Origin of the sequence: uncultured Nostoc sp., assembly GCF_964247315.1 — a bacterium.
Lineage (GTDB): Bacteria > Cyanobacteriota > Cyanobacteriia > Cyanobacteriales > Nostocaceae > Nostoc.
On sequence record NZ_CAXTTT010000014.1, the window covers coordinates 52,978 to 77,114 of the forward strand.

At 41.0% G+C, this 24,137-nt stretch carries 18 protein-coding genes and 2 pseudogenes; 13 read left to right on the top strand and 7 right to left on the bottom strand.

Going from position 1 to position 24,137, the window contains the following annotated elements; translation table 11 throughout:
• Nucleotides 1-183 precede the first annotated feature (183 nt).
• Nucleotides 184-1,440, bottom strand: a complete 1,257-nt coding sequence (locus ACFE93_RS06810) for an FAD-dependent oxidoreductase (protein ID WP_375472600.1) — start codon at nucleotides 1,438-1,440, stop codon at nucleotides 184-186.
• Between the two features lie 239 nt (nucleotides 1,441-1,679).
• Between ACFE93_RS06810 and ACFE93_RS06815 the strand changes: the two genes are divergently transcribed.
• Nucleotides 1,680-2,990 (top strand): ABC transporter ATP-binding protein, encoded by a 1,311-nt coding sequence (locus tag ACFE93_RS06815; RefSeq protein ID WP_375472601.1) that lies wholly within the window; start codon nucleotides 1,680-1,682, stop codon nucleotides 2,988-2,990.
• 269 nt (nucleotides 2,991-3,259) lie between these two features.
• Nucleotides 3,260-4,564: a hypothetical protein gene (locus ACFE93_RS06820; protein WP_375472602.1), complete on the top strand. Its 1,305-nt coding sequence runs from the start codon at nucleotides 3,260-3,262 to the stop codon at nucleotides 4,562-4,564.
• Nucleotides 4,565-4,824: 260 nt separating this feature from the next.
• On the opposite strand, the gene ACFE93_RS06825 is transcribed toward ACFE93_RS06820, so the two are convergent.
• The 3 genes from ACFE93_RS06825 to fldA form a co-directional block, all read right to left on the bottom strand.
• Nucleotides 4,825-4,989 (bottom strand): hypothetical protein, encoded by a 165-nt coding sequence (locus ACFE93_RS06825; protein WP_375472603.1) that lies wholly within the window; start codon nucleotides 4,987-4,989, stop codon nucleotides 4,825-4,827.
• A gap of 15 nt (nucleotides 4,990-5,004) precedes the next feature.
• Nucleotides 5,005-5,757: an alpha/beta fold hydrolase gene (locus tag ACFE93_RS06830; RefSeq protein ID WP_375472604.1), complete on the bottom strand. Its 753-nt coding sequence runs from the start codon at nucleotides 5,755-5,757 to the stop codon at nucleotides 5,005-5,007.
• A 67-nt stretch (nucleotides 5,758-5,824) separates the two neighbouring features.
• On the bottom strand, nucleotides 5,825-6,337 hold the full coding sequence (fldA, locus tag ACFE93_RS06835) for a flavodoxin FldA (protein WP_375472605.1): 513 nt from the start codon (nucleotides 6,335-6,337) through the stop codon (nucleotides 5,825-5,827).
• 546 nt (nucleotides 6,338-6,883) lie between these two features.
• Between fldA and ACFE93_RS06840 the strand changes: the two genes are divergently transcribed.
• Both ACFE93_RS06840 and ACFE93_RS06845 read left to right on the top strand, forming a co-directional pair.
• The gene (locus tag ACFE93_RS06840; protein WP_375472606.1) at nucleotides 6,884-7,567 is read left to right on the top strand and encodes a class I SAM-dependent methyltransferase family protein; all 684 of its coding nucleotides are present in this window, start codon (nucleotides 6,884-6,886) and stop codon (nucleotides 7,565-7,567) included.
• Between the two features lie 382 nt (nucleotides 7,568-7,949).
• On the top strand, nucleotides 7,950-8,252 hold the full coding sequence (locus ACFE93_RS06845; protein ID WP_375472607.1) for a hypothetical protein: 303 nt from the start codon (nucleotides 7,950-7,952) through the stop codon (nucleotides 8,250-8,252).
• Between the two features lie 86 nt (nucleotides 8,253-8,338).
• On the opposite strand, the gene ACFE93_RS06850 is transcribed toward ACFE93_RS06845, so the two are convergent.
• The 3 genes from ACFE93_RS06850 to ACFE93_RS06860 all read right to left on the bottom strand — a co-directional run bounded on the left by ACFE93_RS06850 (nucleotide 8,339) and on the right by ACFE93_RS06860 (nucleotide 14,366).
• Nucleotides 8,339-10,867: a sugar phosphate nucleotidyltransferase gene (locus ACFE93_RS06850; protein ID WP_375472608.1), complete on the bottom strand. Its 2,529-nt coding sequence runs from the start codon at nucleotides 10,865-10,867 to the stop codon at nucleotides 8,339-8,341.
• Between the two features lie 289 nt (nucleotides 10,868-11,156).
• Complete coding sequence (locus tag ACFE93_RS06855; protein ID WP_375472609.1) at nucleotides 11,157-13,025, bottom strand: glycosyltransferase; 1,869 nt, start codon at nucleotides 13,023-13,025, stop codon at nucleotides 11,157-11,159.
• A gap of 102 nt (nucleotides 13,026-13,127) precedes the next feature.
• The gene (locus ACFE93_RS06860; protein WP_375472610.1) at nucleotides 13,128-14,366 is read right to left on the bottom strand and encodes a glycosyltransferase; all 1,239 of its coding nucleotides are present in this window, start codon (nucleotides 14,364-14,366) and stop codon (nucleotides 13,128-13,130) included.
• 924 nt (nucleotides 14,367-15,290) lie between these two features.
• Here ACFE93_RS06860 and ACFE93_RS06865 point away from each other — a divergent pair.
• The 9 genes and pseudogenes from ACFE93_RS06865 to ACFE93_RS06905 all read left to right on the top strand — a co-directional run.
• Nucleotides 15,291-15,785: pseudogene (locus ACFE93_RS06865) on the top strand (energy-coupling factor ABC transporter permease); the annotation flags it as partial.
• Nucleotide 15,786: 1 nt separating this feature from the next.
• Nucleotides 15,787-15,909 (top strand): annotated as a pseudogene (locus tag ACFE93_RS06870) (ABC transporter ATP-binding protein); the annotation flags it as partial.
• A 146-nt stretch (nucleotides 15,910-16,055) separates the two neighbouring features.
• Nucleotides 16,056-16,532, top strand: a complete 477-nt coding sequence (locus tag ACFE93_RS06875) for a hypothetical protein (RefSeq protein WP_375472611.1) — start codon at nucleotides 16,056-16,058, stop codon at nucleotides 16,530-16,532.
• A 62-nt stretch (nucleotides 16,533-16,594) separates the two neighbouring features.
• A complete protein-coding gene (locus ACFE93_RS06880) occupies nucleotides 16,595-16,756 on the top strand; it encodes a hypothetical protein (protein WP_375472612.1) in 162 nt (53 codons plus the stop codon).
• A 485-nt stretch (nucleotides 16,757-17,241) separates the two neighbouring features.
• Nucleotides 17,242-19,107 carry an iron uptake porin gene (locus ACFE93_RS06885; protein ID WP_375472613.1) on the top strand — a complete coding sequence of 622 codons (1,866 nt, stop codon included), beginning with the start codon at nucleotides 17,242-17,244 and terminating at the stop codon, nucleotides 19,105-19,107.
• A gap of 139 nt (nucleotides 19,108-19,246) precedes the next feature.
• Nucleotides 19,247-20,449 carry a hypothetical protein gene (locus tag ACFE93_RS06890; protein WP_375472614.1) on the top strand — a complete coding sequence of 401 codons (1,203 nt, stop codon included), beginning with the start codon at nucleotides 19,247-19,249 and terminating at the stop codon, nucleotides 20,447-20,449.
• Nucleotides 20,450-21,159: 710 nt separating this feature from the next.
• The gene (locus ACFE93_RS06895; RefSeq protein ID WP_375472615.1) at nucleotides 21,160-21,816 is read left to right on the top strand and encodes a DUF1361 domain-containing protein; all 657 of its coding nucleotides are present in this window, start codon (nucleotides 21,160-21,162) and stop codon (nucleotides 21,814-21,816) included.
• Between the two features lie 245 nt (nucleotides 21,817-22,061).
• Nucleotides 22,062-23,225: a hypothetical protein gene (locus ACFE93_RS06900; RefSeq protein ID WP_375472616.1), complete on the top strand. Its 1,164-nt coding sequence runs from the start codon at nucleotides 22,062-22,064 to the stop codon at nucleotides 23,223-23,225.
• Nucleotides 23,226-23,254: 29 nt separating this feature from the next.
• Complete coding sequence (locus ACFE93_RS06905; protein ID WP_375472617.1) at nucleotides 23,255-24,106, top strand: hypothetical protein; 852 nt, start codon at nucleotides 23,255-23,257, stop codon at nucleotides 24,104-24,106.
• The last annotated feature ends 31 nt before the right edge of the window (nucleotides 24,107-24,137 follow it).

Sequence of the window (24,137 nt, forward strand, 5' to 3'; positions counted from 1 at the left end):
ACAAATTTTCTACATCCACTCTCTGTTTTTAGTCCTTTCTAGCATAAAAGCCAAGCGATCGCTTTGAACAGCATTGAGTATACTGTTCGCCACCTTCGCTTGACTAAATTGAGCATTCAATTCTGCATAGAGTAGTATAATTGTACCATTTATTCATGAAATAGAAAAAATTCTTGGCAAAAATTAAGCCTTGACGTGAACTGGAAAAACACCCAAGGCGATCAACCTGGCTGGAAGGTCGCGCAAGATGGGTAAGCGCAAAAACGCAGGTGGTACAAAGGTGCGATTTGAGGTGAGAACTGGGGCTAATACCCGCTTTTGGATAAAAGTTTGAAACGCCTGAATGATACGTGTAGGTAACTCGCGTTGACGCTGTACTTTTGCTAAGTCGCTAAGTTGTACTTCTCGGTTTTTGAGCGGTTTGCTAAGTACATTCGCCGCAACTACAGCATCTTGAATCGCGTAATTAATGCCAACTCCACCAACGGGGGACATTATATGAGCTGCATCACCGATGAGTAACAGTCCTGGACGATACCAGCGTTTGACACGGCTGGACTCGACTGAGAGAAAAGCTATTTGTGACCAATCATGTAAATTTTGGATGCGTTGCTGAAATTCTGGAACTACTTCGCCAACAGATTTTTTTAATTCCTCCAAACCCTCAGCCCGCAGTTGTTGATAGCCTCCTTTAGGAATGATATATGCAAGTTGCCACTCATCACCACGGTCAAGCATGGCGATTAGCTTACCTTGACCAAAGCGCCCCATTCCCCCTTCAGCGTCTTCTGGCTGACGCAGTAGGCGAAACCAGAGGACATCCATTGGTGGCGAAGTTTCGATGGATTCAAACTCACCCAGGTGGCGTAAACGTGAGTGGCGACCGTCTGCACCCACTGTCAGTATTGCCCGAATTTCATGCCAACCACCGCCTCCTCGATAGCGGACACCTTGAATCACGTTATTTTCGGTTATTAATTCCTGCACATTCGCACCCATCACCAGATGGAAACTAGGATATTTTTGTGCTTCTTGGGTGATGAACTCTAGGAATTTTACCTGGGGAAGCATTGTAATGTAGGGATAATGGGTTTTCAGATGGCTAAAATCTGCGAATGTGACAGTATCTTGAGGAGTTTGAATACTAATTTGGCGCATTTTGGTATGGGGAAGTTTTAGCAAGCGATCGCTAAGTCCCAATTCCTCCATAATTTCCATCACCGATGGATGAATCGTATCGCCACGAAAATCGCGATCCAAGTCTTTGTGTGCTTCCAGCAGCATCACAGAAATGCCTTGACGCGCTAACAACAGCGCCAATACTGCTCCTGCTGGCCCCCCACCCACAATGCAACAATCTGTAGTTTGTACGTCTACAATGTCATGGACAGGGTTAATGCTTGGGTCTTGGGAAAGATTTTTAGGTACATCGGTAGTCATAACAACACCTTTTGACAGCCCTAAAATTTAGAATAGTTTGCTTTTTATGGTTAAAGCTATTTTTTTAACTTTTCGTATTTACCCTGAACGTATATTATGATGGGCGCTAAACTGTCATTGGTCATTAATCATTAGTCATATTGTCCAATGACGCCAGTTGCTTCAACGGAGGGAACCTCCGCAACGCACTGGCTCCCCAATGCCCAATGCCCCATGCCCAATGACAATAATTAACAATTGTGTCCCAAGTTATTTTAGAAAACGTTTATAAAAGTTTTTCCTCACGTAAAGGGGAAAGTGTTACCTCACAAACCCAATCTCCTCTCACACTTGCGGAAAAAACTGATGTAGCGCCACGTGCGGAAAGTGTCAATGTCTTGCGACGGATTAACCTGACGATCGCAGATGGCGAGTTTATGGTGCTGGTAGGCCCTTCTGGTTGTGGTAAAAGCACCCTAATGCGGTTAATCGCCGGGTTAGAAGTGATGACTGGCGGTAATATCTGGGTAGGCGATCGCTTGATCAATGACCTACCACCCAAGGAACGCGACATTGCAATGGTGTTTCAAAATTACGCCCTCTATCCCCACATGACGGTGTATGACAACATTGCCTTTGGGTTACGCCGCACGGGAAGCAGGGGAGCAGAGGAGCAGAGGAGCAGCAAAGAAAATACTCCTTATTTTCGGACGTGGGCAGAAAATCTTTTTGTGGGGGCGACCAGAAAGTTACCTAAAGGACTGCGCTATATTTCTGACAAAGAACGCGCGGTGAATGAACAGGTGCGTAGTGTTGCTCAACTGTTGCAAATCGAAACATTGCTGAATCGCTTACCCAAACAGCTATCTGGGGGACAAAGACAACGGGTTGCATTGGGACGGGCGATCGCGCGTGACCCCCAAGTATTCTTAATGGATGAACCGCTTTCTAATTTAGATGCCAAATTGCGGGCAGAAACCCGCGCCCAAATTGTGAAATTGCAGCGCCAACTGGGGACAACGACAATTTACGTTACCCACGATCAAACAGAAGCGATGACAATGGGCGATCGCATTGCGATTATGTCTGAGGGTAAAATTCAGCAAGTTGCTTCTCCCCTAGAACTTTACAACCGCCCTGCCAATCTTTTTGTAGCAGAGTTCATTGGTTCACCACCGATGAATTTTATTTCTGTAGAATTTCATGCCCCGCAGTTGATTACTCATTCCCAGTTTCGTTTCACTCTGCCAGAGGTTTGGGGAAAAGCTTTACAAAAATATGATGGGAAAACTCTAATTTTAGGTATTCGTCCAGAACACTTAAACTTGAGTATGCCTGCCACCAAAAATCTACCTGTGCAAGTAGATTTGGTAGAGAATCTCGGCAACGATTCCTTTCTCGCTGTTAAGATTGCCAAACCGGGATCTAAACCTGCTACTACAGCCAATTACCTACAAGTACGAATCCCACCAGACCGATTTGTACAAGTTGGTGAGCAACTTTGGTTATCTCTAACTCTAGATAAAATTCACTTTTTTGACCCGGAAACTGAGTTGGCAATATTTCCTTAAAACTATCCGCGTCTAATTGGTAGAATACGCACTCTGGATTGGGTTTGATCAACAGTGACCAATGCGCCTGTCTCTAGTGAAGACTCATATCATGTCTGGTTGGAGTAAAAAATTTCATAACTTATGCCTTGAGTTAGTCAGTTAAACTTAGGGTTATTGCTTATATCATAAAAGTATTGGCTTTAATTTACACTTCAGTTAAAGTCTAATTCAAATCAGTGTATACTACTTTTTTTATACATATTCGGAAGTAATTTTTTCATATATATATGGATTTATTTACACCTATTGTTCCTCCAGAGAAGCGACATAAGCATTTTCTCTACATTACAGAACCAGGATTTTGCGAACCTGAGATTGAAGTTATTAAAAGTTGGGCTGATGGATTTATAGATCGGAATGGACAGCTTGTAGAAGAATTTCAAACAAATTTTAATTCTGCTTTTTGGGAAATATATTTATTTGCCTGTTTCAAAGAACTTGGATGTAGCGTAGATACTTCACATGAAACTCCAGATTTTCTAGTAAGTTCACACTATGGTGATTTTATTGCTGAAGCCGCAATAACAAGCCATCCTGAAGGATTTAGACCAGAATGGGAAAAAGATTACGATTTATTAGAAAAAACTAGTACAAAGGACATACTAAGATTATCAGCCATTAGGCTTGAATTCTCTATAAATAAAAAGTTTAAAAAATACCGTAATTTATACTCCAAGCTTCCTCATGTTAAAAATAAACCATTTGTAATATGTATTGCTCCCTTCGATCAACCATTTTTTTTCTTGCAAGATTCTCTAGCAATTGTCAGAGTACTTTACGGATATGAGGAAGTTATTTCGATAAGAAATTCAAATGGAAACTTTACTATAATTGGAGAATATTTTAACTATCGAGTTCAAAAAAAACCAGGTTTTAATATTAATGTTGGACTATTCACTAATGCTAAATTAAAGCAAGTAAGTGCAGTAATCTTTAACAATAGAGCCACCTTCTGTAAGGTACGTGCTTTAACCCCAAATGGTAAATACCCAGTATTTTTTCACGGCTGTCGAGCAATTCAATCGGACAATGAAGCCGGACTTTATCCATTCCTAAAATTAAGACCAGACTATAAAGAAACTGTTATAGATGGTTTACATATACTTGTAAATCCTTTTGCAGAAAATCCCTTTGATCTAAGAATTTTTGAGAATAGAGAAATTGCTATACATAATTATGATAGAAAAACAGGTGATTATATTTCCTATCTTCCTAATAATTTCTTGCTTCAAAGAACTTGTCGAAGTATTACTTCTGAAGATTATTTACAAAAATTAAAAAAATCTTTAAACCAACAAAATTATAAAAAATTAGAGCCTGAAGAGTGGGAAGAAGATGAGTTAATAGAGTTTGGAGGAAATATTGGGCATATCTATAATAACCATATGGCGCATTATAAAGGATGGACTATCATAGTTTCCCTTGACTCAATTGATAAAGATTGGAGTTCTATAGCACTGCAAAAATTTTGCTATAGTATTTCAGATTTTATAAAAGAGAATAGCAAGGAAATTATAATTCAATTCTTTTAGGAGAATTTTTCTCAACTAAAGAAGAGGCTTATAATACTATAAAAAGGAAACTAAATGAATTTCAAGCTATATAGCACATGAAAAAAATGTAAATACTCTATCCATTAATATTTTGCTCTTTAAAACAGTGCGGAGTGGCACATTAAAAGTACCAGTTAATGTTTAAATTGTTTGCTACAGCTTTTTACAAGCTAGCCAATACTTACGTTTTTTTCATTGTTTCACTTATTTAATTATACTAATTATACTTTTAACAGCGTCTATAGCTTCACTAAAAGTGGGACTTTCGTCTTCTCTGGCGTAAGACATTCCTGTAACAAATTGCTGGTATTCATTATCGCGATCGCAGCACCAACCCCAAAGGCGAACGCACCCCAAAACACCTCAAATTTAACAACAGCATAGGCATAGCCCGCCGTAGGCATCGCACCTCAAAGTTACTAATTTGTAGAAGTGCTAAAAGATAGTGCAGATGCTTCCAATAAATGCGGATGGTGACTTTGCCAAAAACTCAAAATTTCTTCACCAACCTGTTGAGGATAGAAGTAGTGAAAAAAATGATATCCTTCTGGGCATTCCCAGAGTTTATCTTCTGGCTTCAACCAATTCAACCAGTCATGCAATACAGTTGGGTTGACTACCGGATCGCTCTTGCTACCACATACCATCATTGGCATAGAAACTCCACCCTTGGGTAAATAAACCAACTTAAATAAAGAGTGTGATGATGGAGATTGTTCTAAATCTTTATCTAAGGCAGCTACTAACTTTTTAGTAGTATGAGGCGATTGCTTTCCAAAAAGACTGCGAACGCTGCTTGCCAAAACTAGCTCACGGCTGATGCTAAAAAGCTGTCGTTGAAAGTAATAGTGAGCCTGCCAATTGTTTGCTGGTTGAGCTGCAACAGCCAGCAGAGTGAGCGATCGCACTTTTTGAGGAAATCGACGCGCAAAGGTTAAGGCGATCGCACCACCCATCCCATGTCCTGCTAAATGCACGGGGCGATCGCGCGATTTTAAAAAGTCATACACCAAATCCACAGCTTGATCTATGCAACTGGCTTCATCTTTAGTTTGCTGGTATTCCCACTGGGCGACATTTATATAACTAGATAAATGTTCAAGTAATGGTTTATCAAAACGCTGTAAAACAGGACTGGCACTTAACCATAAAACATCAAATGAATCAGACATAAATACCTATAACTTCCAAATTATCAATTTCAATAAAGGCGCACAGCTAGCCGTGCGCCCCAAATCTCTACAAACCAAATTCTGTCTTCAACTGAGCAACCCAAGTTTTAATTCGCTCATCTGTTAGCTCAGATTGACTACCTTCATCAAGTGCCAAACCAACAAACTTGCCATTTTTCACAGCTCTCGATTCATTAAAGTCATATCCCTCAGTTGGCCAGTAACCAACAGTTTTACCGCCTCGTTGGGAAATTTTTTCTTCTAGAATTCCAATTGCATCCTGGAAGTTATCGCTATAGCCATATTGGTCTCCATCACCAAAATAGGCAACCAGCTTACCACCAAAATCTATTTGATCCAGATCGGAGAAAAAGCCTTCCCAATCGCTCTGAAGTTGACCAATATCCCAAGTGGGAGAGCCAATAATCAGCAAGTCATACTCATCAAAAGTGCTAGTATCCGCCTCGTAAATGGGATGTAATGTTACAACATCACCACCAAACTCATCCCGAATTTTTTCAGCATCAGATTCAGTGTTGCCAGTTTGAGTACCGTAAAACAAACCAATTTTTTTTGACATATTGACACCTGATAAATGAATAGTTGTGTGAGCGGCAGAAAAGTCGCCCTGAGAGGTTGGTTAATCCAGCGTTCGCTGCCCATCAAGGCATCGACTCCAGTGTTTGAACTGCCACGCAAGTCAAAAGCGTTGTCTTTTCAAAAAGTTTGCAAATAGCTGAAATACATGACCCACTTAATGAGTATTAATCTCAATAACTCTGAAGATATACTACCAGACTTATTGAGAGTCTTTTTTCTTTAACTAAGTAAACTTTTGTTAAGAATTTCAGGATATAAACCGAAAACTAGACGAGGAAGCAAGAATTCTCGTACTTTAATTGGTCAGAAACCTCGTACTTACTTGAATAGAGGTAGTTGAGATGAACGTCTGAACAAAAGAGTTTAGGCTAAAAGCGGTACAAGACTCGATCTTGGAGGAGTTAGGTGACGCCATTTTTTGGTAGATTAAAATACGATAACTTTATCGATTTACTGTATTTTAGTATTAAGAGTGAATAATGCACTCTGCAAGAGGATAGTTTAAATCAAACGGAAATTGCCCCTTATGCCAAAAGACTGGTTTGAATGGCACGATCTCTACAATAGTGAACCAACATTGCAGCAGCGACTGCAAATTGTTCGCGAATATATTTCTCATAGCTTGGATGCATCTTTACCGGGAATCATTCGTGTAGTCAGTGTTTGCGCAGGTGATGGGAGGGATTTATTGGGAACGCTATCAAAGCACTCCCGTGCAAAAGATGTGCACGCACGACTCGTTGAACTAGACCCGAAGTTAGTTGAACGTGGAAGACTAGCTATAGAATCAGCTGGTTTGGCAAAGCAAATTGAGTTTGTTAATGGTGATGCAACAAATTACTCCAACTATGCAGGAGCAGTGCCAGCAGACATTGTGATTGTGTGTGGTATATTTGGCAATCTAGCTGACGAAACTGAACTGAATCGCTTACTTCGGAACCTAAGTTTATTAAGTAAAAAAGGTTCCTTGATCGTTTGGACTCGTGGAGACACTAAGGGTATTCGCCATTCTGATACTGTCCGCAAACTTTTGCGTGAAGCTGAATTTGAAGAAGTTAGTTTCAAACTCACTCCTACAGGAGATATGGCAGTAGGACTTCATCGTTATCTCGGTGAAGGTTCAGCTTTACCAGAAAATCAACAGTTATTCGTGTTTTCCGGCACCCTAAATAGAGGAACGCAGGCAGTTTTTCAAACCTCTGGAGAATGAATCAAACTGTTTTCTAGAAAAATTTGCTGACAGCAGTTTTCAGCTATTTAATTAAGAAAATTTATTGATAAATAGTGCGATCGCTGCTAAAAATATCGATAACACTTGCACAGACGCGATTTATCGCGTCTTGAAAGACTAATACCAATAAGGAACGAACCGCAAAGGCGCATAGACATGAAACACGAAGTGGCTTCCCGTTCGCGTAGCGTCTTTGAAGGAGAAGGGTAGGTACACAAAGGAAGAAAGAAAATTTGGCGCAGCCTCCCAAAGAAATGGTATAAGTATCTTACAATATCCACACAAAACATTCCTGATAATTACTGGTTTCAAAAATTACTTCAGTAAAGGAAGCTAGAGGGAGTAAATTTTTTGTGCATTTATGAAATTAATCCAAATACTAAAACTAGCCGTAATTCCTGTTTTGACTGTATTGAACTTTGTGTCTACATCAAATACAGCACTAGCTGACTATTTAAATAGTCAGGGTTCAGGAGGGAATTACCGTTATGAATTATGGTCTACTGATGATAATAATTATTACTATTTGAAAGTTTGGCTATATGAAGCAAGTCCAGAAAGTAGCCCATACTCGACAACTAGAGCATTCCCCTCTACTAGAGAAGCTTTAATTTATTTTGATTGCAGTTACGCTGAAAAAAATTTACCAGAATGTTCTCAATGATAATTTGGAACCCCCTCAACATAATTCGTAATTGCTAATTCGTAGTTCGTAATTCCAGAATTCAATTACGAATTACGAATTACAAATTAAACTTCGGCTGGTTGATATTCTTGTTGTCTTTCCACAAACGACTGGACACGGGTGCGGTAGTTTCTTATAGTTTCATCTACCCATTCGCGATCGTTGCTATTTGCATACAAATGCACCAGTGGTTCGCTGGCATCTGGTAAAACTAACAGCCAACTGTCATCATAAGGTTGACAAATTTTTACTCCATCAATTAATTCTAGATTTTGGGCTGGGTGAGTTTCCACTAAGTAACGCATCAAAGCACCCTTGACTGTCCACGGGCAACGGACTGTATAAGTTTTGTGAATTACACGGGGCAATTCTGACCGCACAGTAGCAAGCGATCGCTCTTGGATAGTCAACATTTCAATTATCTTCGCAATGCAGAACATGGCATCAAATCCCGGATGCAGTTGCGGGAAAATAAAACCAGTCTCTCCACTACCTCCAATTACCACATTCGGATTTTTCTGGCAAGCCTCCATTAAAGCTGTAGGGTTGGCTTTAGTGCGAATCACTCTACCATCATGGCGACGAGCAACTTGTTCGATAGCGCTGGAAGCATGAACTGGTACAACTACTGTTCCTCTGGGGTTAGCGGTTAATATCATGTCTACCATCAGTGCTGTTAACATTTCCCCACGAATTGGGTAGCCTGATTCATCAACTAAAATTAGCTGTTCTCCATTAGCAGATACTTGCACCCCAAAGTTAGCTTTCAATGCCTCCACAACATGACCTAACTGAGTCAGCAATCCTTCGCGCTCGGCTACGGACATCGCCGTTTTATTGACACTGGCATTCAATACCACTGCATCAGCGCCAAATTTATCTAACATTTGGGGTAAAACTGCCCCCGACACCGCATAAACGTAATCAATCACCACTTTTGCGCGGCTGTTGCGGAGTGTATGAACATGCAACAGTTTCTCAAAAGCAGTGCAGTAGCGATCCATGACTTGGCTAGGATAAGATACATCGCCAATTTCATGAATTAGCGCCCGCCGCATATCTTCCTTAAAGTAAGCCCCTTCAATTTTCTTTTCCAGAGCTTTGGAGATATTAATGCCCTTGGTATCCATAAATTCAATCAAAATGTAGTCAGGGCGATCGGGGTGTACCCGGACGTGGATACCACCAGCTACCGACATTGTGGGTATAACTGTGCGGGCAATGGGGATAGCTGTGGCATCGAGGTTTTGAATGTCAACGCCTACTGACATTAAACCAGCAATCAGCGATCGCGTCACCATCCGAGAGATATTACGTTGGTCGCGGGAAACTGTTACTTTAGAACCAGGTTTTAAAGTAGAACCGTAAGCAGATCCCAATTTCACAGCGAATTCTGGGGTGATGTCGATATTAGCTAATCCTTGGACACCGCGTTGCCCAAATAAATTGCGTTGAGCGATGTTCCCCCAAATCAAGTTAATATTTAAAACTGCCCCCGACTCAATCTTTTTACTGGGCCAAACACGCACGCCTGGGCTAATTTGGGCTTCTTCTCCCACCGTAGAAAGCGAACCTACAACCGCAGCTTCTAATACTTGAGCGCGGCGGTCTACACGAGCGCCACGGGAAATCACACAGGCAGAAAGAGCTGCTTCGTCGCCAATGAATGCTCCATTCCACACTATGGGACGTTTAAGATTAGCATCAGCGCCAATAGTGACATTATCCCCAATTACAGTTCCTGCCTCAATTTGTACTCTTGCCCCGATGCGGCAATTGTCACCAATTACTGCTGGGGCTTCAATCACAGCCGTCTGGTCGATGTAAGTATTTTGACCTACCCATAAATCATGGGAAACTTCTTTGTAGGCATAATCTAGTTGCACTTTTCGATCTAACGCGTCATACTGAGCCTCGCGATAGGCATCTAAGTGACCAACATCACACCAGTAACCTTGAGCAATGTAACCATACATCGGCTCATCTTTTGTTAGTAGTAAGGGGAATAAGTCTTTAGAAAAGTCAGATTCAACGTTTGCTGGCAGATATTCCAAAACTTCTGGTTCGAGAATATAAGTACCAGTGTTGACAGTATCAGAAAAAATTTCACTACTAGAGGGTTTTTCTAAAAATCGCCGAATCCGTGTCTCCTCGTCGGTAATCACCACTCCAAATTCAATCGGATTGGGAACCCTGGTTAAAATCAAAGTAGCTTTTGACTTCTTTTGTTTGTGAAATGCGATCGCTGCTGTCAGGTCAAAATCTGTTATGCTATCACCGCTAATAACTAAAAAAGTTTCATCAAGAAGTTCGGCAATGTTTTTCACACAGCCAGCTGTACCCAAAGGCTGATCTTCTTCGACAGCATAGGTCATCTGAACGCCAAAATCGTTGCCATCTTGAAAATAATCTCGCAAGACATCAGGTAAATAATGCAATGTCGCAATAACTTCTGTAATTTGATGTCGTTTGAGAAGATTGATAATATGTTCGGCAATTGGTCGATTTAGAATCGGCACCATCGGTTTCGGCAGATCGCAAGTTAACGGGCGAAGCCGCGTTCCCGAACCCCCTGCCATCAATACTGCACGCATAAATCCTCCTTATAACTAGTTATAGCTTTCGCTACTTGAAAACGTGTCAGATATATTTTGTTCTTCTTTATCTAGTCTGCTATGGATATCGATATTTGAGGAACTTCCACAAGATGCATTACTGCAAGGCGGAAGTCAAAAGTTAAAAGTCAAAAGTCAAAAGTTTTGTACAAGGCTTTTGCAGGGCATTGGGAAGAGGACTTGGGGACAAGGAGAAGGGAAAGACTTGTTGCAAGTTCTAACTTTTGTCCCCTTGCTTCCCCTGCTCCTCTGCTCCCTACTCCCCAGCTTATTGACAATGATAAAGTTCATATTCGTAGCCATCTATGCTTGGCAAAGATTGAGTATCAGACATAACACATGTGTTCGCAGTTTCTGCTACGGGTGCGTGAAAGTTTACCAGCCACAAGTCAAAAGGTCGTGGTAATTTCTTTAAAGTATTTTCTAGAGTAATGGTGGAAGCATTTGGATCTCGATCTTGATGAGCAAGGAGAAACAGAGGATTTTGAAGTGAATTTGCAAGTTTAATCTCCCTCGCAACTCCCATCATTTCTCCAGTGTGTACATAAGTTTTGTGGGTGGTGGCAATCAGTACTGGTGTTGGGGATGTTTGTTGAATTAGTTGCACAAACAGGTCAGGACGATAATATTTTTGATAGCCGAGATTGCAAATTACTGTAACTGCACTGAAAAATCCCATTAACCAAATTAATATTACGGCTTTTTTCCCGTTTATTCCCCATTTACCTATGCTTGTTATCCCATTTTTCCCTGGCTCTGTTTCCATCCATTTTTTGGGAGGATGCCAACAAACTGCCAGACTTGCTCCTAGTAAAACAACGATCGCGGGAAAGTAAACAAAGTTATATCTAGCACCCCTGGTGAGGTCAATACCCAAAAAATACGTAAAGATAAAGAATAAAGCGATCGCACTGATAACTACTCCAGCAAGCACCTGAATCATCATCCGGCTTTCTGGGTGCTGTAATTGAATTTTAATCCCACGCAGCAAAATTGGTACTGCCCAAATAAAGAAAGTCAGCATCACTAATCCAGAAGGAATCACAACCAAAGCTTGAGAAGATTCAACTGGTAATAAGGAAATCATTGCAATCAATGTTCCTAAAGCTTGAAAAATTGGGCTGAACCAATCTAGGCCAACACGCGAACCTCGAATCCACTCGGTCAAATTATCACGATTTTTATTCTCTAACAAGGTTGGTATCCAAATTAAACCCGCTACACAAGTACCTATAGCAACGGCATAGATGCGCCGCCAGGGAGGAGAAAAGAGGAGAGAAAATTTGCTGCTATTTTGTAATTGAAGCCAAGCAAGAAAAATCAAAACTACGACTTCTGTGCAAAGGGTGAGGGTGAAGAAATAGTGAGTCGCAATACCTAAAGCATTAATTCCTACCCATAAAAGTGCTACCCATATAGGTAAAGGTGTGCGGTTTTGAATATGACGTGTGGCAATTACTAAGCAGGTGAGGGAACCAATTACCCATAAGATTGCCAAAGTGTAATGACGCGCTTCTTGTGCTAAAAATACGCCATAAGGTGATACTGCCATCATTGCAGCAGTTAAGTGTCCCACTAATGGCGAACGAAAAGCTACTTTGCCTAATATGTAAACACACGGTATGGAGGCAGCACCGAATATAGCTGGTAGCGATCGCGCACCAAACAGCGATACTAATCCTCCGTCGCTGGGAAATAATTTCATCCACAGGTAAGCCAGCACAAAATACAGTGGTGGATGACTATCTTGTGTAGCTAAGTTGTGAATGACATCACCAATAGTCGCCGCTGGGTTTAGTTGCAGTGGTTGTAATAGAATATCAGGTGCGATCGCTCGATCTAGGGGAACTGATAAAAAAGTATTCCCCAAGCTAAACACCAAGGTGGCAAACTCATCAGTCCAAGGAGGCTTTGCAGTCAAGTTGGCTAGGCGCAAGCTGATGCCAACGATCAACCACATTAAGATCGGCAAGAGATGAACCCAGGAAGGAGGAAAGCGAGTCTGCCAATTATGCCAATGCTTGCGTTGTGAGCTGGAGTTTTTATCTGCCAGAGGTAGGAAATGTATAGCTGATGCAGGTAGCAACGAGATAATTTGTTTGTAAAAATAAAATGCACCTTGGAAAAGAACTCTCATTGCTGGGCCTCACACTCATGGATTTGTAGATTTGACGTTTGAGATTTAAGTTCGTTCTAAAATCTAAAAATAAAAATCTAAATCTCAAATCCCTCGTTGTGATTATTTCACGTCTGTGACGCGCCAGCTAAGTTTCAAGTTAACCCAGAAATTCCAGATAGTAGCAACTGCGATCGCGATCAACTTAGCTAAATACTGATTTATTTCCAAGATATTATAGAGAAAGTTAATTATTAGAGCTTGTAATATCACTCCTGCCAAACAGACTGCACTGAACTTCAAGAATCGCTTGAAACGTTGATGTAAAGCACGTTGCCCCTGAGAAATATCACTAAAAGTCCATACATCATTCCATAGGAAATTATTTACGATTGCCACTCCGGCCGAAAGAATCGTACTGCGAGTTAAACCTAAATGAATTACAGTACGCAGCAAGTGAAACACCGTTAAATCCACAAACACACCACTAAAGCCAACAAACCCAAAACGGACAAATCTTCCGATGGGGAAATTGACTTTTTTAGGCAATCGTCCTACTTTCCCTGTGGAAAGCCGTAACCGTACCAAGTGGTGGATGTAATCTATATATTGCTTCCATGTCACCTTACTCTCGCCCTCTTTGCGTTCGCAAAATACATACCCAACCTCGGCAACTTGGTCTACTTTTCCTCGACCAATTACTTCTAGGAGAATTTTGTATCCGACTGGATTGAGTGTTACACCTGCGATCGCACTCCGGCGCACCATAAAATAACCACTCATCGGGTCAGAAACTCTGCCCACTACCCCCGGTAAGATCACCAAGCCTAATAACTGAGCGCCACGAGACAAGAAACGCCTAACAACACTCCAGCTACTAACACCGCCTCCTTCTACATGACGGCTAGCTACTGCCAAATCTGCTCCCTGCTCAATATTACGCAACAGTTGTATTAGTACCTCTGGTGGATGCTGTAAATCTCCATCAATTACCCCCAACACACTGCCCGTGGCTGCTTGCCACCCACGAATCACCGCTGAGGACAGCCCCCGCTCCTGTTGGCGTCGCATCACCCGCAATTGGGGGTATTCTGTCGTCAAAGATTGCGCTACCTCCCAGGTTCGGTCTGGGCTATCATCATCTACCACTATTAGTTCATAGTTTCCTGCAATAGATTCATCCAGTAATTGACTCAATACGTTGACTACATTCTTGATGTTTTCACGCTCTTTATAAGTAGGAATTACTAGAGAAAGATGAATAGATTCATCACCTGTACCCACGGCGTTGGGAGGCAACTCTGAAATCTTTAGCGGGCCAGTTGATACTGTTAACAGCGAGTTGGATAAGTTTGTTTTCATATTGCAAATTGCAGAACGAAGGTGTGTAAAGTCTGTGGAAAATAGAGGCAAACATCTGCTGACTTTATTGACTGAACCTAATTACTTAAATTTTGAGGAATACTTTTGTTACAGTTAGATGCCCTAAAAGTTTAGTAATTCCCGCACTTCGATTCACAGTATTTTCCCAAATCTCATCTAAATTTTACATTTCACTCTTTGTTTTTATGATAATCTTTGGAAAGTTACGTGTTTGTATGGAAACACCCTGTAGTTTTAATTAAACTAAGTCAGCAAATATACAGTTTACTAAGCATATCTTGATGATTTTTTAATACTATGGGAAACATTAATTTAATATGGAGTATCGAAAATTTTGGTAAGAGGCTTATATATTATTCTTGTTACAAAAAGGTAAGAATAAAGTGCTAATGCTGATTACATAAGCTTGTTATACCCGTAAAAATTTAATTATTGATGCAATAACTCTTGAATTAATTAAACACTACAAAACAAAGAAAAATCCAAATAATTTTTTTAAAAATAATTATAACTATTTCTAAACTGTTAAGAGCAGCTATAGATTCCTATTTGATTTTTGAAAAAACGAACTACTCCATAAGGTAAGAAGCAGTTAATGTTTCGCTCTTATCTGTTTTTAAGAGTAATTTCATGAACTAAATGAGACTGTATCTGTACAGTCCCATTTTCCTAGATTTGTCAACGTTTGGCAAAATAAACAATAAGCTTAACAAAAATTAATAAGTTACTAGATAAGTATACTATTTAGTAGAAATTGTATTATAAATATGTCAAAAGTAACACGATAGAATCCCCCAATAGAGTATTGCAAAAAACAGAAAAATTTTGTTTTTTATTAATATTGATGGCGTAGTTTTATTGCTTTTTTTGAGTAAATGAACCTCTAAGAATACACGATAGATCATGCATATTCCTGATGGATTTGTTTTTATCCAGTGGCAGGGGCTACTGGTTTAGCGAGTGCGGCAGCGCTGTTTGTTGCCTTTGGGCGATCGCAAGAGGCTTTTGGTATTCGTCGTGCCCCAATATTGGGACTAACCACCGCCTTTATTTTTGCCGCCCAAACGATCAATTTTCCAGTAGCAGGAGGTACTAGTGGTCACTTGTTAGGGGGAACCTTAGCTGCGATCGTTTTGGGCAGTCTTTGGGCAGGAACATTGTGTCTGGCCACAGCTTTAATTATTCAAGCCGTGCTATTTGCTGATGGTGGGATTATAGCCTTGGGAGCAAATATTTTTAACATGGCAGTAGTTGGAGTTTGGTTTGGCTGGGTTATAACTGAAACCTTGCAACAGCTGTTTGGTGGGATTAAAGGGCGCTTACCCTTGGCTGCTGGTAATCACAGCTGGTGTGAATGTAATAGTAGCTGCGATCGCTTGTGCCATTGAATTATTGGTAAGGCAGAGACACTCAACGGGCTTTGGTACTGTCTGGCGATCGTATTCAAATAAACAGCGATATTCAACCACTGTTAAAAAATGGTGCTACTTTAGACCAGTTGGGTTTGCCGATAGATTGGTGATTTCAGATGAGGAGAAGTGAAGAAGGGAATAGGTTATAGGTTACAGAATACAGATTATTCCCTATCACCTCTCCCCTAATCCTAATACCTCTTTTACTCGTAATATTGGATACTATATTGTGGCTTTGATTGCTGTTGGGGTGTTAATGTCTATTTCACATAAATATACTGTTCTTGCTCCTGTGAGCCTAAGTATTGCTTTATGCGTTACTAGTTGCAGTGACAATAAAGTTTCCCAGTGCCAACGACTGATTCGAGTTGTGAATGCTGGAACTTCTCTAATTGATAAAAATAAAGGAACGCAAGTGATAACTAGCATACAGCTATCTAAAGATTTGGACTTTGTGACTAAATCTATTGGAGAACTGAAGCTAACAGATCCGAAACTCAAAGAATTTCAAAGCGATTTTGTGAAGATTTTTCAAAATCTTAGTCAAGCGATCGCTAAAGCAGGTAGGGCTCTTGGTGCAACCAAGACAGCAGAAGCTTCCGAATCTGGGAGAGAAAAAATTCAAAAGGCGAGAGCCGAAATTGATTCAGCACTGACAACAGCTACAGATATTGGTAAACAGTCAGATACGTTAGTGAATCAGATGAATAAGTATTGTAGCGAGCCAGAATAATCTATATAGATCAAAAAGTTTTCTGGAAGCCTTACCAATCCTTCATTTACACTTGGAAATACGTGGAGCCGAAATCAGCCTGTCCTTTGGTTTTCAGAACTTTTGTTCTGCGTAAGCTTCAGAGCGATCGCCACACAGTTCTGGCTAATTTTATCGAGACTCGTTCAGTTGCTGCTGAAGTTGTTGGACTTTCTCAATTGATAAGCCTGTGGAAGGAGCAATAATGTCGCTCGCCACTCCTCTACGCAAGAGATTGATAGCGATCGGGTGATCGACATACTTTTGGTATAGTCCGGCGATGAATTCGCATCGTTCTTTGAGAATGCGCTCGCTACGTCAAAAATCATAGACGCGTGTACGGCGATCGCTGTAATTTGTTGCAAGGAATTAGCGAGATGTCCTGATGAAAAATTCGCGTGTCTGAGTCGCAAGGTGAATTAACGTCCTAACAGTTACACAATTCGGATAATTTACGTAATGCCATTGAATTCGTTCTCAGGCAAGCAGCATCCTAACCAAAGTGGCTATAGCTATATTTGGGGCATTGGGCACAAGAGGCAGAAGGGAAAGACTTAGTGCAACTGCTCCCCCTTGACACTGGGATCCAGGGTAACTTTTATCACTTTTTTTTTTTAAAATTCCTGATATACACCAACTTTATCTGTGAAAAGAAGTATTGGTGCAAGTCAAATGAAATACCAGGAGTGATATGAGTTTACTGATGGCGAGTGTGCTGGCAACAGTGCCAATATCTGCGCTCAATTTACCAGAACAGTCCGTAATTCTATTAGAAAATCCAGTACAGCATTCAACACAAAATAATTTATCTCAAGTTGTCTCACCTGCTAAAATTACACCACCTGAATTCGTGCAGCCAGATATAAACACGTCGCCAATTATAAAAAATAAGTACGAAAATATACTTAGGAAAAGTAGAAAGAAAATTCAATTCATCAGTTACCCTAACTTACTTAAACTAAAAGATACTCAACCTGTAACAGAAGTTGCTCATAATCAGAAAAACACAGAAGAATTATCTCTATCTCCCCATCTCCCAGACTCAGACAACCAAATGTCTCAAGTCACCTCAGTATCGCAACTCCAGGACGTGCAACCCTCCGATTGGGCTTTTGGTGCTTTGCAGTCTTTAGTAGAACGCTATGGCTGCATTGCTGGATACGCCGATCGGACTTATCTGGGTAATCGTAGCATCAGCCGTTATGAATTTGCAGCTGGTTTAAATGCTTGTTTGGAGAAGATTAACGATGCGATCGCTAACAATAAAATCAATACTATTAATAATCAAGATTTAATCCTGCTGCAAAAGTTGCAAGGCGAATTCAAAGCAGAGCTGCAACAATTACAGCAGCGTGTTGAGGCTGTGGAAAACCGGACTAGTGAATTAAAAAAAGGTAATCAGTTTTCCACCACTACTAGATTATTTGGTCAAGCCATTTTTAGCGTTCAGGGAACCAATAACCCCGATGTCGATCTGTTTCCTAGAGATGGAGTACCTGAACGCCAAGGAAAAACCAATCTGACTTTCGCAAGTAGCGCCCAACTAACCTTAGCAACGTCGTTTACAGGGCGAGATTTACTGCTAACAGGGCTGTCTGCGGGTAATTTGAGTTCTAATGCATCGTTGTTGTCTACCAATATGGGGCGGTTGGGTTTTGAGTCAAATACAGACAACAATCTAGTTATTAGTGACTTATCTTATCGATTTCTTCTCTCGGATAACTTGGGAATTGTCGTAGGTACGGCGGGAGTCAACCCAATTAACACCTTTCGCGGTATTAGCCCTTTAGAAGGTTCTAGCGACGGTGCAATTTCTCTATTTGGTCAACGGAACCCGATTTTAAGTATTGGTAACGGCACTGGTGGTATAGGCTTTGACTGGCAGATTAGCGATCGCATCAGTTTGCAAGGTGTTTATAGTGTGGAAATTCCCAGTTTTCCTGGCGACATCAACCAGGGCGGACTATTTGGCGGTAGATATACTGCTGGCGCTCAGTTAAGTTTAGCACCCACAAATAACATTAATGTCGGCATACATTATCTCTATTCCCACTCCCCAGATGGCTTACTGGGAAGTGGTATTGGCGATTCTCAACTGATTTCACCTTTTGCAGATCCTATAGCTTTTGATACCCAAGCAATTGGCGCTACCGTTGCTTGGCGAATTAACCCTAACTTGCAATTGGGCGGTTGGGGTGGCTTTACTTCCTCCAAGCCATCTAACCTTTCTGGAAGTATAAAAACTACCAATTGGATGATGTTCGCAGCTTTTCCTAATTTGCTGCGTCCTGGGAATTTAGGAGGCGTTCTTGTCGGACAACCGCCCAAAATTACTTCCAGTACTTTACCCGATGGCTTCAATTTTCCCAACTTTTCTGATGGGGGGACACCAGGCGGACGTAATGACACATCAATTCACGTAGAAGTTTTTTACCGCACCCAACTTAGCGACAATATTGCCCTGACTCCAGGCTTGTTTGTCATTTTCAATCCCGATCACAATGCCGCTAACGATGCATTAATCGTTGGAACATTAAGAGCAAGTTTCCGGTTTTAATTTTGTACTGATGTAGATGTAATATGATATGCCATTTTTATACTGCTTGATTCAGTATTAGATGCTTTCATTGCTTAGTAGGAGCAAGGAAAACCCGTGCGTATTTTTTTTGATACGTGATTAAAGGAGCAAATTTTTCATGAAATTAAATTCATCAGTTCAGTTGGGTTGTGTTCTTGTTAGCAGCAGCAGTTTAGCCGCAGTCATCATCGGTTTAAGTGGAACAAACGCTTTCGCTCAAATCACAATTCAAAGCACTGGCACATTATCAGGGACTATCCAACTCCCCAGAAATAATCCCAATTTCAATCAAAGCATTACTCGTGTTGATACAGACGACACGGGGACTTACTCGCGGAACTTAGGTACTAAGAACAATCCTAATTATGTTCCTATATACAAGTCAGACTATGTGCAGGTAAAAACACGTGCTGATGGTAGTTTGCATTATTTTGTTGACTTTAAAGGCATTCCGATTGTCTCCTTTAATGGCGTTCTGACTTCGCCGATTCTCTCAGGCGGTGAGTTGACACCCTATAAATACCAGGGACAATTGGCAGGAACCACATTTCAAGGAGTAGTTCAGGATGAATTTAATCTCACAAAAGCCTTATATACTGGTACTGTCATCGATCCAAACACTGGAAACCAGTATCAAGGTACTTTTGAAGTGAGTGGATATGGAGTCCGATATAGCGATCGCAATGGTGGTGCAACCCCCACAGTCTTTGATTTCAAATCCGATCTCCCAGGTTCGCCAAAGGTGACATCTTTGGAAATGACTAACTCACCCCTAGCAAGAATAGAAATCAAAGTACCTGCAACTGCAACTCTTATAACTCCCACACCAACTACTGGTAGTGGAAGTACACCTACTCCCCCACCAGTAATTAACGGTGGAAGTATACCCACTCCGCCGCCAGTAATTAGCGGTGGAAGTACACCTATTCCTCCATCAGTAATTGATAGTGGTGCGATCGCTCCTACACCAATAGTTGATGGTGGTAGCACACTGACTGTTGCACCTGTAGTCGATAGTGGCAACACACTAACTGTTGCACCAATAGTTGATAGTGGTAGCACACTGACTGTTGCACCTGTAGTTGATAGTGGTAGTGCGATTATTTCCTCGACACATACATCTGGATCTAATTCTCCATCAATTTCTACTACACCTAATATCGAATTCAGTAGTGGTAATTTTTTAGAAGCTAATCAAGTAGTTGTCAACCCTGCAACCCTTGCTCAAGCTGCTTGTTCGCAAGATTCTGCCAAGAGTTGTACAATGTCCACTTCACCCAAACAAGCGATCGGCCCCCGTAGTCGAGTGCTACTGCGTTAGTTAGGGACTTTTAAATAATAAAACTTACGCAAAAATTGCCCAAAAGCTTAATTTGTCTAACCGCCAAGACGCCTTCTCTGCGAGAGGCTCCGCCAACGCGAAGCGTCTCGTTAGAGAAGAACGCTAAGAATTCGTAGAGTGTACGTATAGCAAAAGCCTTGGTGATTAGGACATCGATAGATGATAAAACTTAGACACAAAAAGACTTTTCACCCAGTCCTCTGTTATAAGTCCTAAATAAAAAAATATCCAACTACTTCTTGTCGGATGGGCGTCTCGTCCGCCCCTAAGCAAAGGCTAACTTGACAAAAATTTTGAGTGCTTCTGGAACTCTAGCTGGGCAAAATGAAATCAATATAATAGTTAGCACAGGGGCAACATTGTAATTAAAAAAGTCCACCATCAGTTATTCACGGCGTTTCTGTTGCTCAGACTACCTTTCGGTGGTATGTTTTACCCTAATGATTTTCTGGCTATACTAGTGGCTTAAGCCGATTGATTGATAAATTTCATCCTTCAGCATAAAATACACAAAAACTCTGAATTTTGGACATATATCAGTATGCATTTACTTCTAACTGACACAAAAATATTGTCTGATATTGGAGGAAATTAATTTTCTTGGAGGCTACAAAAACTCGATCGCTAAGGTTAACACTAACACTACAAAGTGAATATACATTAATCAAACATCTTCCGAGTAAGCACCTATGAAAGAAGAATTGATAGCCAAAGTCGTGCAAGTCTTGCGAATTAATATGAGTTGGATGACTTGGAATTTGTTTCTGGCTTTTATACCTTTGGCTTTGAGTGTCTGGCTATTTCGCATGAGGCGCGGTGGCACTTGGCTTTGGTGGCTAGGATTCTTAGTTTTCTATGCTTTCTTACCAAATGCACCATATTTGTTGACCGATGTAATTCACTTGATAGATGATATCCGCACGATTCAATCGGTGTGGATGATTACTTTAGTACTCATTCCTCTGTATTTGCTAGTAATTTTAAGTGGATTAGAAGCTTATGTAATATCGTTAATTAATTGGGGTCACTACTTACATCGCATCGGTAAGAGCCAATGGATTTGGCGCTTTGAGCTGATTACACATTTTCTCTGTGCTATTGGTGTATATTGGGGGCGATTTTTGCGTTTCAACAGTTGGGATTTTATTACTCAACCCGATGCCGTACTTACCAAGGGGGTAGAAGAAATTCTGGGAAAACAGCCCTTGGTGATTATTGCTATCACCTTTGTGGTACTTGCAGGTTTGTACTGGATTATGAAACGAGTAACTTTAGGTCTTAGCCAATCAAAAAGCAGAATAGGGATAAACTCAGGACGCGCAAACTCTAACACGCCAAATATTTGATCGACGTGGCGATTTTGGCTTTTAATTTTGGGGTTTTAATTAGTAATTCCCTTGAGGAATATTGCCTATCAAAAGAAAGATGCAACTAAACTCTCCTTCAACTAAACTCTCCTTGAGGTGAAATAAACTCAGAAGCAAACGGTTGAACTTCGACCGCCATCACCGGAGAATAACGTCCTATCAGATCGTTGAATATCGATGGTCTGGTCTGATATATCTAGTCATGTTGATAGGAGGGATATAATATGCAATTAATCTCTAGAGAGGAAATCAAGACATTAATAGAACAGCCAAAAGGAAATTGTGTTTCCATTTATATGCCAACGCACCCAGCCGGGCCAGAAGTGCGACAAGACCCAATTCGCTTTAAAAATTTGGTCAAGGAAGCGGAGACTCGTTTAATTGATGCGGGTTTGGAACACAAAGATGCGATCGCATTGTTGGAAAAATCCCATGAACTTGATACCCAAGAGTTTTGGGAGCATAAGGGAGAGCAAGGGCTAGCAATTTTTATTTCTGAAAATATTTTTCGCTATTATACCCTGCCAATTGATTTTCAAGAGTTGGTCGTGGTTACAGACCGATTTCACATCAAGCCACTACTGCCAATTTTAAATGGCAATGGTCGGTTCTATATACTGGCTTTGAGCCAACAAGATGTCAGGTTCTTTGAAGGAACACGCTACAGCATCAATGAAGTGGGAGTAGAAAATCTCCCTAAAAGTCTAGATGAAGCTTTGCAAAGAGACGAAACTGCCAAAGAAGGCCAGTTCCGCATTGCAACATCAAAAGGAGGAACCGCCTCGCAACCAGGCACGTTTCACGGACAGGGAAGCCCTGACAGGGATAAACATCAAGAAGAAATCCTCCAATTCTTTCAAATTGTTGATGGTGCATTACACGAGAAACTGCGATCGCAAAAAGCGCCTTTGGTGCTGGCTGGGGTAGAGTATCTCTTGCCTCTGTATAGACAGGCAAATACTTACCAGCATTTAATGGATGAAGCTATCACTGGTAATCCAGAAATTCTCAGTGCCCAAGAGTTACATAACCAAGCTTGGCCAATTGTCGAGGCTGATTTTCAAAAGTCACAGCAGGATGTTTTAGAGCAATTTCACGAATTGTTTAGTGGTGATACTGGTAAAGCATCTAACAAGCTCCAAGAAGTTGTCTCAGCCGCTTATTACCAACGCGTGGATTCATTACTAGTTGCAGTTGGTCAGCAACAGTGGGGTTTATTCGATCCAACCTCAGAAACGGTTTATTTGCACCCAGAAAAAGAAGCTGGTGATGAGGATTTGTTGGATTTTGTTGCTGCTCATACTTTATTAAATGGTGGCACGGTTTACGCTGTTCCCTTTGAACAAATTCCCTATAGCACAGCCGTTGCGGCGATTTATCGATATTGACATTTTGATGGTGTTGTATAAAGTTGAATGTGCTATATACAACACCAACGATGATTACCATTCGCTCCTTTATCAGTCAATCTCTAATCGGTTTAGCTCTTTTGAGTGCAACGGCTGTATTTACTCAGACGGCAATAGCAGAAACAATAACTGGAGAATTAGGCAATGTGCGGGCAGAAATATCTTACGAAAAACTAGAGGAATATCAATATAAAAATGTCCGGTTGAAAATTATTCGGGCGGGTAAAACTGTTTTGGATCAAAAACTGCCGCAAGAAGATGAATATGACAGACCTTTGGGGAATATATCTGGACAAGAAAACAACTTACCAGTGCAAGACTTAGACGGTAACAAAGAACCAGAAATAATTGCCGATTTCTTTACAGGTGGAGCGCACTGTTGTACTTATTCATTGATTTACCGCTACGACAGCAAATCCCAAAAGTATCTTAAGATTCGTCATGAATGGGGCAATGGTGGCTATCAACTCAAAGATTTAGACAAAGATGGACTGCCAGAGTTTGATAGCCGAGACGATCGCTTTGCCTATGCTTTTACAGCTTACGCTGCTTCTGCCTATCCCTTGCAAATTTGGCATTATCGCCAAGGTAAAATGGTCGATGTGACCCGTCGATATCCTAAATTAATCTCCAATCATGCCTTAGAGCTATGGCAAACTTATACCCAGGTACGCCAACAAGGCGATGATGGTAAGGGCTTTTTAGCAGCTTATTTGGCAGATAAATATCTGCTAGGTCAAGGACAGGATGGATGGGGGCGAGTGCAACAAGCTTATAAAAAAAGCGAACGCACCAAATACTTCGCCGATTTACGTAAGTTTTTGCGCGAAACTGGCTACATTACAGCAATTTTCAGGTAAATAGACCACAGTGGTTGAACCAACCGAAGGC